The 13,954-nt window shown below is 45.8% G+C and carries 13 protein-coding genes; 12 read left to right on the top strand and 1 reads right to left on the bottom strand.

From position 1 onward, the window contains the following. The first annotated feature begins 157 nt into the window (after window positions 1-157). The 12 genes from glmS to G7Y37_RS01180 all read left to right on the top strand — a co-directional run bounded on the left by glmS (window position 158) and on the right by G7Y37_RS01180 (window position 13,718). Window positions 158-2,023: a glutamine--fructose-6-phosphate transaminase (isomerizing) gene (gene glmS / locus G7Y37_RS01235; RefSeq protein WP_165060535.1), complete on the top strand. Its 1,866-nt coding sequence runs from the start codon at window positions 158-160 to the stop codon at window positions 2,021-2,023. Then, a complete protein-coding gene (acpS, locus tag G7Y37_RS01230) occupies window positions 2,023-2,619 on the top strand; it encodes a holo-ACP synthase (RefSeq protein ID WP_165060532.1) in 597 nt (198 codons plus the stop codon). Before glmS ends, acpS begins: the two co-directional genes overlap by 1 nt. A gap of 15 nt (window positions 2,620-2,634) precedes the next feature. Then, window positions 2,635-3,540, top strand: coding sequence for an NAD(P)H-hydrate dehydratase (locus G7Y37_RS01225; RefSeq protein WP_165060529.1), 906 nt, complete (start codon window positions 2,635-2,637; stop codon window positions 3,538-3,540). A gap of 160 nt (window positions 3,541-3,700) precedes the next feature. Continuing rightward, the gene (locus G7Y37_RS01220; RefSeq protein ID WP_165060526.1) at window positions 3,701-5,710 is read left to right on the top strand and encodes a hypothetical protein; all 2,010 of its coding nucleotides are present in this window, start codon (window positions 3,701-3,703) and stop codon (window positions 5,708-5,710) included. A gap of 63 nt (window positions 5,711-5,773) precedes the next feature. Continuing rightward, window positions 5,774-6,337 carry an elongation factor P gene (gene efp / locus G7Y37_RS01215; protein WP_165060523.1) on the top strand — a complete coding sequence of 188 codons (564 nt, stop codon included), beginning with the start codon at window positions 5,774-5,776 and terminating at the stop codon, window positions 6,335-6,337. 175 nt (window positions 6,338-6,512) lie between these two features. After that, complete coding sequence (accB, locus tag G7Y37_RS01210; protein WP_165060521.1) at window positions 6,513-8,399, top strand: acetyl-CoA carboxylase biotin carboxyl carrier protein; 1,887 nt, start codon at window positions 6,513-6,515, stop codon at window positions 8,397-8,399. Continuing rightward, window positions 8,400-9,752, top strand: coding sequence for an acetyl-CoA carboxylase biotin carboxylase subunit (gene accC, locus G7Y37_RS01205; protein WP_165060518.1), 1,353 nt, complete (start codon window positions 8,400-8,402; stop codon window positions 9,750-9,752). Beyond that, the gene (locus tag G7Y37_RS01200; protein ID WP_165060516.1) at window positions 9,749-10,102 is read left to right on the top strand and encodes an Asp23/Gls24 family envelope stress response protein; all 354 of its coding nucleotides are present in this window, start codon (window positions 9,749-9,751) and stop codon (window positions 10,100-10,102) included. The genes accC and G7Y37_RS01200 overlap by 4 nt, the downstream gene beginning before the upstream one ends. 3 nt (window positions 10,103-10,105) lie before the next feature. Beyond that, window positions 10,106-10,558: a transcription antitermination factor NusB gene (gene nusB, locus G7Y37_RS01195; RefSeq protein WP_241155952.1), complete on the top strand. Its 453-nt coding sequence runs from the start codon at window positions 10,106-10,108 to the stop codon at window positions 10,556-10,558. Then, window positions 10,548-10,820, top strand: coding sequence for an exodeoxyribonuclease VII small subunit (locus G7Y37_RS01190; protein ID WP_165060513.1), 273 nt, complete (start codon window positions 10,548-10,550; stop codon window positions 10,818-10,820). Before nusB ends, G7Y37_RS01190 begins: the two co-directional genes overlap by 11 nt. Then, window positions 10,813-12,696 carry a 1-deoxy-D-xylulose-5-phosphate synthase gene (dxs, locus tag G7Y37_RS01185; protein WP_165060510.1) on the top strand — a complete coding sequence of 628 codons (1,884 nt, stop codon included), beginning with the start codon at window positions 10,813-10,815 and terminating at the stop codon, window positions 12,694-12,696. Before G7Y37_RS01190 ends, dxs begins: the two co-directional genes overlap by 8 nt. A 302-nt stretch (window positions 12,697-12,998) precedes the next feature. Then, window positions 12,999-13,718, top strand: a complete 720-nt coding sequence (locus tag G7Y37_RS01180) for an EcsC family protein (protein ID WP_165060507.1) — start codon at window positions 12,999-13,001, stop codon at window positions 13,716-13,718. Between the two features lie 110 nt (window positions 13,719-13,828). Here the strand turns inward: G7Y37_RS01180 and G7Y37_RS09260 are convergent. Beyond that, a partial coding sequence (locus tag G7Y37_RS09260; RefSeq protein WP_206214062.1) for a type II toxin-antitoxin system YafQ family toxin occupies window positions 13,829-13,954 on the bottom strand: 126 nt, incomplete at its 5' end.

Raw genomic sequence — 13,954 nt, 5'->3', positions numbered from 1 at the left:
AGAGAGCCAATATTTTATTTCTGAAGGGTTTGAATAGTGCGATATTTCAAAAATGCACATTATGAAAATATGTACTATTAACACTTTTGACATTGATTGTGCGGTACTAAGTGATTCTATTACAATGCTTGCATACCTATTTGAAAGTCGGTGGAATATGTGTGGGATAGTCGGTTATACAGGAAATAAACCTGCGTGTAACATACTTCTTGAGGGGCTTAGCCGTCTAGAATATCGCGGATACGATTCAGCTGGTGTGGCTGTTCAAGATGAAGATTCTACTAATGTGGTCTGCAGGCGAGGCAGAGTGTCAGAACTTCAGGCTTCGCTTAATTCTTTAGATATACAGGGGTTTTGTGGCATTGGACACACCAGATGGGCGACGCATGGTAGACCATCAGAGGCTAATGCGCACCCGCATACTTCATGCGATGGTCGCATATCTATTGTTCATAATGGCATAATTGAAAATTTTGGGGAATTACGCGAGAGTCTTGAAGGTGCGGGGCATCACTTTAGAAGCGATACAGATTCTGAGGTGGTAGCGCATCTTATTGAAGACGCATACAAGAAATCGCTGCAAAGAGAGTATGGCAACAAGTTACTTGCTTTTGTTGATGCTGTTTCAGAGGCTACATCGCACTTGGTCGGTTCTTATGCGCTTGCTGTTATGAATGATGATTTTCCTTCTGCTATTGTGGCTACTAGGAGAGATTCTCCGCTTGTAGTAGGCATGGGTGAAACGGGGGCATATGTTGCATCCGATGTTATAGCCATGCTTGATTCCACGCGCAATATTCAAGTACTTTCAGATTATCAACTAGCTCTGCTTACCCCTAGTTCTATAACGTGTTTTGAACAGGGTAGCGCGGGCTTGAATGAAATTGATGTGCCAATTACTTATATAGATTGGGATATTGATTTGGCGGAAAAAACCGGATATCCCGATTTTATGCTGAAAGAAATTTATGAGCAGCCTAGAGTAATACGCGATACTCTGGCAGGCAGATTGGTAGGCAATAGCGTTTCTATAGATGAACTTACCTTGAGTCCTGAAGAGTTAAATCTGATAGATCGCGTATACGTTATAGCGTGTGGCACCAGTTACCATGCTGGTCTTATAGCAAAAAACTTGATAGAGGGTTGGGCGCGCATTCCATGCGAAGTTGAAGTTGCTAGCGAATTTCGCTACAGAAATCCAATAATCACGCCTACTACACTTGTTGTTGCGGTTTCGCAATCAGGTGAAACAGCTGATACATTGGCTGCTATTCGCGATGCACGAGTGAAAGGTGCTCGTGTTTTTGGCATAACGAATGTTGTGGGCAGCCCTGTGGCGCGCGAGTCTGATGGCGTTATTTACACAAAGGCGAACAAAGAGATAGCTGTTGCGTCTACAAAAAGTTTTCTTGGACAAGTGGTGTCGTTGACGCTTTTGGCTATGCTGTTAGCGCAAACAAGAGGAAAACTAACAAGCGCTCATATTCGTCAGCTTTATAGCGAGTTAGCCGATACTGCTGAAATGGTAGAGCGCATTCTTTCTGACACGACTGATATAGATAAGGCTGCACAAGCTTGTAAAGATGCGACAAGCGCACTATTCATAGGGCGCGGAATGGGTGCTGCTGTAGCTCATGAGGGTGCTTTGAAGCTGAAAGAAATAAGCTATTTACATGCTGAATCGTATGCGGCAGGTGAAATGAAGCACGGACCTATTGCGCTTATTGACGAGGGTTTTCCTGTAATAGCCATAGCAACGAATTCTCCTACATACGATAAAGTTTTGTCGAATTTGCAGGAGAGCCGTGCGCGTGGTGCCATGGTGGTGGCAATCGCTACGGAAGGTGACGAGGATATAAAATCTCATGCCGACTACGTAATATATATTCCGCATGTTCGTGATGCATTAAGTCCCATTCTTGCAAGTGTTCCGCTGCAGCTTTTCGCGCGTTCTATTGCTTTATCGCGCGGATGCGATGTAGACCAGCCGCGCAATCTTGCTAAATCTGTGACGGTGGAATAATGGCTAGATCGAAAAAAGTACAAGCTGCTATAGACGATGCAATGTCGATGCATGTTGTAGAAGGTCAGGTTGGATTAGGCGTCGATATAGTGGAGGTTTCCCGCATTCGCGAAATATTGAAGCGCTCTCCGGCGTTTTCGCGAAGAGCTTTTTCGCAAGAAGAGCAAAACTACTGTAATGCTACAGCCGATCCGGCGCTACACTACGCTACTCGATTTGCTGCTAAGGAAGCTGTAGTGAAAGCTCTTGGCACGGGTTTTGCTGAAGGTATTGGAGTTCGCGATATTGAGGTTAGAAGATCCAAAAACGGAAGACCATTTGCGGTGCTTACAGGAAACGCCAAGCGAAAAGCAGTTGATATGGGTGTTAGGGAAATTCCGATATCTTTGTCGCATACAGCAACCGATGCTATTGCTTGCGCTATAGCAATAACCGAGGCTTCCATACGTGCCGGCGAGAAGCGAGTTGATATGACAGAAGAACTTTCGCGTCAGTTTAAGGAAGCGCGGGGCATGCTAGATGAAATTCCTGCACAAAAGTCTGAATGTGTAAATTCGTCAGTGGCTATTCCGGATGCTAAATTTGCTAACTTATAGTATTAGGAATTATGAATGAACGTGCGTATAGAACAATACACAGCTGAAAAGCTTAGTTCGCTTCTTCCTCATCCTAAAGTTGATGCTAATAAGTATTCACGCGGCAAATTAACAATAGTGGGCGGCGCTAGTGTGTATCCCGGTGCTGTATGTTTGTCGTCAGTGGCGGCGCAGCTTATGGGAGCGGGATATGTTGAGGTATTTTGTTCTTCGGAATCGGTGCCAATCGTTCAATCTTGGCGACCCTCAGTTGTAGCTAGGGATTGGGAAACTTTTGATGTGTCAAAATTGAGCGCGTCGCATCATTTTGGCGCTTGCTTAGTGGGACCCGGAATAGATGCAGGCGATGTGTGGCAATTGTCAACTGTGCTTTCCATTGTTGAAAAGGCGCAAGTGCCGCTTATTGTAGATGGAGGGGCGATATCTGCTCTATCCACTGTTGCGGGTATTAAGCTTGTGAGTCAGCGAAACATACACAGCGTTCCTCTTGTGATAACTCCGCATTTAGGCGAGGCAACCTATATGGCAGATGCTGCAGGCATTTGTGTGCCAGACACCGATTCTGGCATGGATAAATACGCTTCGTTTAGTGCCAAGTTATCCGATGCTTTTAATGCTGTTGTTCTGCTGAAAGGCCCTGTTTCTTTCATAGGCTCACCTAGCACGCCAAGCTGTACACCTTTGGTGTTTTGTATGAAGCAAGGTATATCATCTCTTGCGAAAGCGGGCAGCGGTGATGTATTGGCTGGCATGGTAGGATCGCTTCTAGCGCAAGGTTTAGAAGACATAGATGCTTGCGTTTTGGGTGCTACGCTTCACGCGGAAGCCGGCAGGGCAGCTCAGGCAAAATTGGGAGACATTTCGGTATGTGCAGAAGATGTGGCGTTTAATATACCTGACGCTATACTTTGCTGCAGCTAATTCTATTTTCTGCAAGTAGTTTTGTTTCGACTAATGTAGCGTAATTCTCTTAATGAACGCTTTTGCTAAACACTCGATATTTGTAAACGTTGTGTAACGTAGGCTTTTCCTTTATTTGATTAGGTGTCTAATGGTTTAGTCGCGTGTATAATAAGCACAAATGGCTAATTATCAAGACAACCCAAATATTAACGGCGATCCGGATAGCATTACGCTGCGCGAGTTGGAGCCAATGAACTCCAACCCTTATGTGCACTTATCTTTAGACATGCTAACAGGATCTCCTTCTGCTGCCGAAAAAGAACAGCGCAAGCGTCAGCATGAAGCTGAACGCCGTGCGGAAATTGAGCGTCAGAAGAAAACAAAAAAACACAAGCCGCAAGAAGTGCGACAGAAGCCTGCCGAACCTTCGTTGCACGTCATAATTGAAAAAGCAATCCCTGAGGTTTCCGAAGACGATTTCTTTGATGATTACGATTATGAGCAGGATTACAATCAAGACTACGATCAGCAGCCAGTGCGTGCAGCTGCTCACGGTCGCGACACGCGGGATCAAACTCGTAGACCTCAGCTGACTCGCGATTATAGGGATACGCAAGATCTTCGCGAAAATCGCCCAGAGCAACGCATTGCCTACGATCGCGTGAATCGCCAAGAGCGTACTTGGAATAAAAGCTACAGTCACAATGTTGGTGCATTAGAGCAATTCGCGTCGAAGTTTCCGTCTATACCTAATAATCTTATGTATGGGGTAGACGAGCCTGAGCCATCTGCGCCGGCTTCAGTCGTGTTGCCAAATGGTGGATGGAATGCTCAAATGCAATCTGCCTATTCACCACATGGCGCATATCCTTCTTCCTATGGTGTAGGACAAGAACCTTATGGTTACGATAATGGATATGTATCTCAACCGGTTTCTGGGCGCGGCGATACTATCCCTGTATCTTCTGAGCCTTCTATATCTGTTGATAGCGCTAACAAAGTTAGTAAGGCTGACGGAGGAAGGCGTACAAATCACTCAGATACATCTAGCGGATTTATAAAGCGTCCTTGGTCTGAATCGGCTTTCAATGCGCATACTGCAATGGCATCGGCTTCTTCTGTTGCATCAGCGCCTGCTGCTTCTGCAACAAAGAAGGCTGTTAACAATCCTCGCGAGGCTATTGGTAGTACCCAGCCGCAGGTAGCTAAGACAGCTTCTGCAGCAAAATCGCCTAGCATAAGTATTCCATCTTCAGCGTTATCTGGCGGGTCTGTATCCGGTGCATCTAGAACAGAAAGCCGACCATTCCCGTCTGCCTCTGCTGCCGATTCATATACTGTTCCTCGGGGTATGGGTTCTTGGAAACGTAGCGCTGCTGCGGTTCCGCGTGATATGCCGAACAATCCTCGTATCAATACGCAGGCAAGTACCGTAAGTATAAAAATGGCACCTACGCCTGCTAATAACAATGCCAGCACAGGAAATCTGAATGCAGGTCGTGAATCTCTTAACAATGTAGATGCCAAGGTGCCTGCGAAGGGGCAAACCTATGATACCTCGCGCATAGATGACTCCATTGGAGACTCGTCTTTGTTTGACGAAGCACCTGTGTCTATTGCCGATGGCATGAAAAAAGCTGATAAAAAGAGAAAACGCAGACGCAGCATCATAATTGCTGTTGTTGCTGTGCTTGTTTTGGCAGCTGCTGTTGTTGCATTCCTAATTTATAGCGGCACTTTAAAGCTTGACGCTATTGTGCCGACAGCGTCATCATCCCAGCAATCTTCTGCGCAAATTTCATCTTCGCAAAATTCTAATGGAGCGGCTTCATCGGGATTAAGTTCGTCGAAGTCTTCTAGCAATGCCGATCAGTCGGGTACAGTTATTTATGAATATACTGCTACCACATCTGATGGAATATCTTACACGGTAAACGACACAGTAACTTTTAACGCAGAAGGAAAGTGTCAAACTACAAAAATGGTACTTGGTTTTCCCGACGAAGCATCATGCAGCGATTTTCTTAGTAACTTACAGCGCGATTATGGTAGCGCCTATAGCCTTGATAGCCAGAATGGCGCCAATGCTACAGTTACTATTGATATTAGTTCGCTTAAATTCGATCGCGAGGAATACGAAGATGCTTTGCGCTATAGCGTTGAAGATCTTACCGTGCTTAAGAAATAAGCTATTGATTATGCTTGCTGTATAATCTTGCAAATATGCTTAAAAGTAATTAACGGAGGGAAGATGGCAACAATATCTACAGCCGATTTTAGAAACGGCATGTGCATTATTTTCAACGGAAAGATGTACACCATAGTAGAATTTCAACATGTAAAGCCCGGTAAAGGCTCTGCATTTGTTCGTACAAAGTTGAAAGATATCAAATCGGGGCGCGTCATAGATAATACGTTCAACGCTGGCGTTAAATTGGAAAATGTGCGCCTAGAAACAAAGAAACTTCAGTATCTTTATAACGATGGTACCGATTATCATTTTATGGATAATGATACTTATGAGCAAATGAGCATGCCTGCCACCGATGTGGGAGATGCGGCTAAATGGCTGAAAGAAAATGACGAAGCATCGCTTTTGTATGCGGGCGACGAACTGATTTCTGTTGAGCCTCCTATGTTTGTTGAACTTGAAGTTACGCATACAGAGCCGGGTTTTAAGGGCGATACTGCAACGAATACCACAAAACCTGCAACACTGGAAACTGGTATAGAACTTCAGGTTCCCACGTTCATCGAAATAGGCGATGTGCTGCAAATAGATACACGTGATGGGCGTTTCATAAAGCGTGTTTAATGCCCAATTTGTTATGTATTAAAATCGATAAGACCCGACATTGCTCGGGTCTTATGTTTATTTAGGCGTTATTCGGTGCGCCGCTCTGTTTTTCTGGCTGATGTAGGCTACGGGTCTTGTCTTTGCACTATAATATGAAGTTCGAACTTTGACTTTGTAGAAGGAGGTGCGCAACTTGGCCAGATTACAGATCATGGACACCACGATCCGCGACGGCCAGCAGAGCCTCTGGGCTACGCGCATGCAGTTAGGTGATATGCTACCCATTCTTCCCAAGATGGATAAGGTGGGCTATTGGGCCATCGAAGCTTGGGGCGGCGCCACTTTCGATACATGCTTGCGCTTCTTAGATGAAAACCCATGGGAGCGTCTGCGCTCAATTAAGGCCAACACACCCAATACTCCGCTTTCAATGCTTTCTCGCGGTCAGAATTTGGTCGGATATAAGCATTATTCACGTGATATCGTTTTTCATTTCATACAATGCGCTCACAGAAATGGCGTTGAAGTATTTCGCGTGTTTGATGCGTTGAACGATATACGCAATGTGGTTGATAATGCTGAAGCTATAAAAGAGTGCGGTGCGCATTTTGAAGGCGCGATAAGCTATACAATTAGCCCAGTACACACGCTTGATAGCTTTTTGGAATACGGCCAGCAGCTAAAAGAGCTTGGAGCCGATTCTATTGCCATCAAAGATATGGCTGGTATGCTTACGCCGTATCGCACCGAGCGCATGGTGAAAGCATTTAATGCCGAAATCGGACTGCCGGTGCACATTCATTGTCACTATGTAGGCGGTATGGCTCCAGCGAATATCATTAAAGCGGCAGAGGCTGGTGCGGCTATAGCCGATACAGCTCATGCTCCACTTGCTTTTGGTAATAGTCACCCTGCGGTTGAAATGATTGTAGCCGCTTTCCAAGAGAGCCGCTACGACACTGGGCTAGACCTAGGGCTACTTTTTGAGATATCTGAGTATTGGGAAGAAATTCGCAAACGTAATCACTACAAGCGCGGTGTTTCTTCGCTTACGCATATGAAGGTATATAGCCATCAAGTTCCCGGCGGCATGATGAGTAACCTTATGAGCCAGCTAGAGGTGCAAAAAGCCACTGAGCGCCTGCCGGAAGTTATGGCTGAGATTCCAAAAGTACGCGCTGAAGTGGGTTATCCGCCTTTGGTAACGCCGCTTTCTCAAATAGTTGGCACACAAGCTGTTTTTAACGTGCTTACCGGTAAGCGCTGGTCGGTTGTTTCAAAGGAAATGAAAGACTACATTTGTGGTTACTATGGCAAGGCGCCGGGTCGTATGGATCAAAGTATCGTGTCAAAGGTTGCAGGCAGCGCCGACATGCTTGATCCAGATGTTGCACCGGGCAGTTTGGTTACTACAACATATGATCAAGTAGCAGAAGAAATAGGGGATTTAGCTCATAGCGAAGAAGATGTGCTTATGTATGCTCTTTTCCCGAACGAAGCACGTACTTATTTAAGCAAGCATCGTACATCTGAGAAAGTTGATTTCTTGCTAGAGCAGGAATCTAGCGGTACCAAGGAGGACGATTACGTGGACATAAATCAAATTCGCGAACTGGTAAAAGTTGCCGAAGAAAGCGGAGTTGGCGAAATAGTTGTTGAAGAAGAAGGTGTGCGTATTGCAGTACGTATGCCCGGTGAGGGTGGCGCGTCTGTTCCGGTGGCGGCTCCTGTGTTGGCAACTCCTACAGTTGCTGCTGCGCCCGAGGCACCTGCACAGACAAAAGCAGCAGAACAGCAGCGTCCTTCTACGTGGTATGCGGTTAGTGCTCCTATGGTGGGAACGTATTATGAAGCTCCAGCTCCGGGGGAACCGCCGTTTGTAAAAGTGGGCGATGAAGTGGCTGCTGGTGAAACGCTTTGTATTGTAGAGGCAATGAAGCTAATGAATGAAATTACTGCCGAAGAGATGGGTACTGTACGCGAAGTTTGTTTGGATGATGCTACTCCTGTCGAATTTGGCACTGTTCTATTTTATATAGAGCCACATGAAGTTATGACAGCTGTTCCGGAGCAGGCATAAATGTTTGAGAAGATTCTTATAGCTAATCGCGGTGAAGTGGCTTTGCGCGTAATGCGTGCCGCGAAAGAACTCGGTGTGAAGACTGTAGCAGTTTACTCTACTGAAGATGCTGACACGCTTCCAGTTAGATATGCTGATGAAGCAGTATGCGTGGGTCCGGCTCCTGCCAATCAGAGTTATCTGGTCATTTCCAACATTATTGCTGCAGCTAAAAACACTGGGGCGCAGGCAATACATCCCGGCTATGGTTTTCTAGCTGAAAATGCCGATTTTGCACGGGCATGTGTTGATAATGAATTGGTATTTATTGGACCATCTGCAGAATGTATAGAGCGCATGGGCGATAAGGCTACAGCCAGAGAAACCATGATGATGTGTGGTGTGCCAACGGTGCCCGGCTCTGAAGGTGTTTGCGACAGCGTGGAAGAGGCAAAGCGCTTTGCTGATAGCGTTGGCTATCCAGTGCTTATAAAAGCTACAGCTGGTGGTGGTGGCAAAGGTATGCGGGAAGTACACGATCCGGCTGATTTAGAAGCGCAGTATAAGGCTGCACGTACTGAGGCGGGCGCGGCGTTTGGCAACGACGGTGTTTATCTTGAGAAGTTGGTTTTGAATCCGAGGCATGTAGAAATACAGGTTTTGGCTGACAACTATGGCAACAATATTGCTTTGTGTGAACGCGACTGCTCTATCCAGCGCCGGCATCAAAAGCTTGTGGAAGAAGCTCCGTCTCCGGCTTTAACAGAAGAAATACGTAGAGCGATGGGTGTTGCTGCGGTAAAAGCAATGCGTGCGGTGGATTATCGCAATGCTGGCACGATAGAGTTTTTGCTGGACGAACGCGGCGAATTCTATTTCATGGAGATGAATACGCGCGTACAGGTTGAACACCCTGTTACTGAAATGATTACTGGTGCTGACATCATTAAAGAACAGATTCGTATTGCAGCAGGTGAGCCTATTAGCTGTGCAGAACGCGCTCCGTTTTCGCCTATTGGGCATGCTATAGAGATGCGCATAAATGCAGAAGATCCCGACCATAGCTTCCGTCCGAACCCGGGAACTATAACGAAGTTCGCCATACCCGGTGGTCCGGGTGTACGGGTTGAGACATATGTTGGCGAGGGGTCGCGAATATCGCCTTACTATGATTCTATGGTCGCGAAGCTGATTGTACATGGTCAAGATAGGTCTGAAGCTATAGCTCGCGCTAAGCGCGCTTTGGATGAATTCCAGATAGAAGGAATAGCTACCACTATTCCATTCCATAAGCGGGTTATGGATAATGCCACATTTATTTCTGGTGGCGCGACTACGTCGTTCATACCTACCGAAATGGGGGATTTACTATGACTGAAAGGCTGAACTCCAACGGGATGACAATAGCACCGGGTGTCGTTGACACTATTATTGCTATTGCTGTTGAAGAAGTTGATGGGGTAGCGTCGCTTGGACAAAATGGCGGTTCGTCTTTGCGCTCGGCTATGTTTGGCAAGCAAATGCATTCGGGCATAGAAACGCAAATACTTGAAGACGGCAAGCTAAATATAACGCTTCATTTAGATGTTAAATATGGTTATGTGTTGCCAGATTTAGCCGCTAAAGTGCGTCAGTCGGTTAGCGATGCGTTGTCGATGCAAGTGGGTGCCGAGGCAGCTAACATAGATATATATGTGGACGGCATCTCGTTCGATCAGCAATAGATTATGGCGCGACAACATGAAAGAACCCTTTCGCGTAAGGGTGCGCTTCAGGTACTTTATACTGGAGTAATCAGGGATAAGTTGGCATCTCAGCTTCTTGCAGATGGAGATATCCTATGCTTAGAGCGCCCGTTATCCGATTATTCGGTTATGCTCGTACAAGGCGTGGAAGAACATATAAAAGAGATAGATGGAAGACTAGCTAGCATTTCAGAAAACTGGTCAGTTGAGCGCATGCCTATTATGGATAGGAATATCTTGCGGCTTGCAATGTATGAAATGCTGTATGTTGATGATGTGCCTACATCGGTTTCTATAAATGAAGCTGTAGAGCTTGCAAAAGAATTTGGCGGCGAAGACGATAGTCCGCGATTTGTGAATGGAATGTTAGGGCGTATTGCTCGTCAGATGGAAGCTGAAAACGAAAAGGCGGATGCGGAGGTGCATGATGCCTGAAGATGCTGGTTCGTTTTCATCTGTAAAGGAGCGATTAAACGAGATAGTTGACGAAATTTCAAGTGAAGACATTTCGTTGGATGATGCATTAACGTTGTATGAGGAAGCTGTGAAACTTGGATTGGCTGCATGCGATTTAAGCGAAGCTGATTTAAGTGAAGTGGAGAACACTGATGAGGCTCTAAATGATGCAGTTTCACCAGAGCCTGTCCGTGAGCCTGTAACAGATGATGTTCCCTACACTGGAGTAGAACTTGGCTGAACAGCGCATACTTGATTGTATTAAAACTCCAGCCGATCTTCATTTGCTCACCGAAAGTGAGCTAGGTATTTTAGCCGACGAAATTCGTCAGCAGATAATTGATACCACATCGAAGACCGGTGGTCATGTTGCGTCGTCGTTAGGCGCGGTAGAAATAATACTGGCATGCCATAGCTTGCTTGACGAGCCGAATGATAAGCTTATTTTTGATGTAGGTCATCAATCGTATGCTCATAAACTTGTAACGGGTCGGCTTGATAAGTTCGATACGCTTCGAACTTATCATGGCTTGTCAGGATTCCCGCGTCCAAGCGAGAGCCCTTACGATGCGCATCCATCAGGTCATGCGTCTGATTCTCTTTCTGTAGCTTCGGGTTTTGCGAAAGCGAAACTGATGCGCAAAACAGATGAAAAAATTGTGGCAATAATAGGAGATGCGTCGCTTGCGGGCGGTATGGCTTTTGAGGCGCTAAATTATATTGGCACAGAGCAGTTGCCTATGGTAATCATCCTAAACGATAATGAAATGTCTATTTCGCGCAACGTGGGTGCCTTAATGAAGCATTTCGGTAATATTCGCGCCAATAATGCATACCGCAATACACGCGAAATTATGCAGGAAAAGCTTGAATCGGGCGGTTGGTTTAGTAATGCGTTTGCGGAATTTGGTAAGCGCACAAAAGATTCAATGAAGCATATGTTTCTGCCTGAATCTATGATTTATGAACAGCTAGGTATAGTTTGCACACCGCCTTTAGATGGGCACAACATTCACGAATTGCGTGCCATGCTAAAGCTGGTATTAGAGACGGACGGTCCTGTACTGATGCACGTCGTAACCAAGAAAGGCGCAGGTTACGAACCGGCTATGGCAGATCCAGAACGATTCCACGGGGTAGGACCATACGATCCGAAGACTGGTAAGAGTGTTGCTTCTACTGCATCGGGTATTAGTTATACTCAGGCTTTTGGCGATGCTTTGGTGCAAGAAGCTAAATGTGATAACCGCGTGGTAGCTATAACTGCAGCTATGGAAGGCGGTACTGGTCTTAAAGAATTTCACCGCGAATTTCCTGATAGATTTATAGATGTAGGCATTGCTGAAGAGCAGGCAATTGGCATGGCAAGTGGTATGGCTGCTGCGGGAATGAAACCGGTTGTTGCAGTCTATTCAACATTTATGCAGCGCGCTATAGACCAGATGATAGTAGATGTAGCACTTCCCGAATTGGATGTTGTTTTTGCGCTTGATCGCGCGGGTGTAGTCGGAAGCGATGGACCTACGCATCATGGGGTTTTTGATATTGTGTATGCGCGCATGGTGCCAAATATGCGCGTGCTTGTTCCGTCTGGTGCAAATGAATTGGCTAGTGCTGTGCATACGGCGCTGGCGATAGGTGGACCTGTTGCAATTCGTTATCCACGGGGAAAAGATGCGTCTTGTACCAAGCCCGATAAGCCAGAATTGTTGGATGTAGGCAAAGCTATTGTGCGTCGTGAGGGTAGCGATATAGCAATACTTGCATTTGGACGTATGGTGGAAGTGGGAATTTCGGCAGCAGATTTACTTGAGAAGGCGGGTATATCTGCGCGAGTTGTTGATATGCGTTGGGCGAAGCCGCTTGATGCAGACGCAATAGCTAAGGCAGCTAAAACTAAACTGATAGTAACAATTGAAGAGGGTGTTATAAACGGCGGCGCAGGTGAAGCTGTTTTAGATGAGCTTTCTGCATTAGAGTTGTACGCGCCTGCGCTTGTAATGGGCATTCCTGATAGTTTCGTTATGCAGGGCAATGCAGAATTGTTGCTGTCAGAAATTGGTTTAGATGCTGAAGGTGTGTCTTCTGCTATAAAGGCAAAGCTGGCACGTCTGTAGCGGCTCTTGAATTTTCAGAACCAAATATAAGGCAATGCGAATACCGATAGGGTAATAACCTTAACGGTTTCAGAGCGGCGAGGTTCGTATCTAGCCTTTTTACACAGAGCAAATTATTTTATGCTGTGACTTTATACAGGCGAGCTTTGCGAAATGTTGTAGGGTTTTGCGACAGGTTCTTATGCTGGGTTAGCTAACTTGGCGTGGGTAGTCAGATGATACCTAATGATGCAATGATTCAGCGAGGTATAATACTTTTCAGGTGTATTACAGTAGTCAATAGCTTTTAGGAACAAAAAAAAATGGCAGAAGAAGAAAAACTAACCGAGTTAAAAGCGGGGCAAATACTCAATACTGTTTATCAAAAGGCTTTGGATGGCATTCCGAAGGTAAGCCGTTCGGTTGATGAGCTTGCCGACGATTATCTTAGCAAGCATGTATCACCGGAAACAGCAGCAAAAGCGCTTGTTAAAAATCAAGTGACGAAGTGTGGTACATCTGGATTTATTACTGGTTTGGGTGGACTAATTACGATACCCGTTGCGATACCGGCGAACATAAGTAGCGTTATGTATGTCCAGCTCCGTATGATTGCGGCTATTGCAAAGATAGGCGGATATGACATCTATTCAGATCAGATACAGACAATGATCTATATGTGTTTGACTGGTGCTGCTATTACCGATGTTGTTAAGGAAGCTGGGATTAAAGTTGGCGAGAAGACCCTTGAAGCAGCAATTAAGAAAATTCCCGGCGAAGCGTTGGTAAAGATTAACCAAAAGATCGGTTTCAGGTTCATAACGAAATTTGGTGAAAAGGGTATTATCAACCTTGGTAAGCTTGTGCCGCTGGTTGGTGGCGTAATAGGCGGCGGTATGGATGTTGCAACAACCATAGTTATAGGGCGCAATGCGATAAAGATGTTCATTGACAATGAGACGCCACTTGGAGATTTGCCAAGTGAAGATGATGTTACTAGGTTGGAAGAAATAGACATAGCAGATGACAGCGGTTTAATTTGAGGAACGACTTTTGGTTAACGTAACTAGGATTCTACAGGACAGATGTAGGATCGCAGCCTCATGCCTTGCTGCCAAAATTGATATCGAACGAGGTCGTCGTTTTGGGTATATCAGCGGAATAACTCGTTATGCGTGCCTGTTCGTTCCAAGTATGCAACGCCATTGTCCACTATCCATATAAGCAGCCAGTCGCCGGCATTGCATACGTGACATTCACGATGCCCTTTCCATAAGCC

It is taken from the genome of Adlercreutzia sp. ZJ154, assembly GCF_011039055.1.
In the GTDB taxonomy this organism is placed as follows: domain Bacteria; phylum Actinomycetota; class Coriobacteriia; order Coriobacteriales; family Eggerthellaceae; genus Adlercreutzia_A.
The sequence above is the reverse complement of the archived record's forward strand: the minus strand, read 5'-3'. Positions and strand labels throughout refer to the sequence as shown.

What these genes read in the sequence shown, in the direction of transcription:
- glmS (WP_165060535.1), top strand. Translation starts at nt 158, where the DNA reads ATGTGTGGGATAGTCGGTTATACAGGAAATAAACCTGCGTGTAACATA.
- acpS (WP_165060532.1), top strand. Translation starts at nt 2,023, where the DNA reads ATGGCTAGATCGAAAAAAGTACAAGCTGCTATAGACGATGCAATGTCG.
- G7Y37_RS01225 (WP_165060529.1), top strand. Translation starts at nt 2,635, where the DNA reads ATGAACGTGCGTATAGAACAATACACAGCTGAAAAGCTTAGTTCGCTT.
- G7Y37_RS01220 (WP_165060526.1), top strand. Translation starts at nt 3,701, where the DNA reads ATGGCTAATTATCAAGACAACCCAAATATTAACGGCGATCCGGATAGC.
- efp (WP_165060523.1), top strand. Translation starts at nt 5,774, where the DNA reads ATGGCAACAATATCTACAGCCGATTTTAGAAACGGCATGTGCATTATT.
- accC (WP_165060518.1), top strand. Translation starts at nt 8,400, where the DNA reads ATGTTTGAGAAGATTCTTATAGCTAATCGCGGTGAAGTGGCTTTGCGC.
- G7Y37_RS01200 (WP_165060516.1), top strand. Translation starts at nt 9,749, where the DNA reads ATGACTGAAAGGCTGAACTCCAACGGGATGACAATAGCACCGGGTGTC.
- nusB (WP_241155952.1), top strand. Translation starts at nt 10,106, where the DNA reads ATGGCGCGACAACATGAAAGAACCCTTTCGCGTAAGGGTGCGCTTCAG.
- G7Y37_RS01190 (WP_165060513.1), top strand. Translation starts at nt 10,548, where the DNA reads ATGATGCCTGAAGATGCTGGTTCGTTTTCATCTGTAAAGGAGCGATTA.
- G7Y37_RS01180 (WP_165060507.1), top strand. Translation starts at nt 12,999, where the DNA reads ATGGCAGAAGAAGAAAAACTAACCGAGTTAAAAGCGGGGCAAATACTC.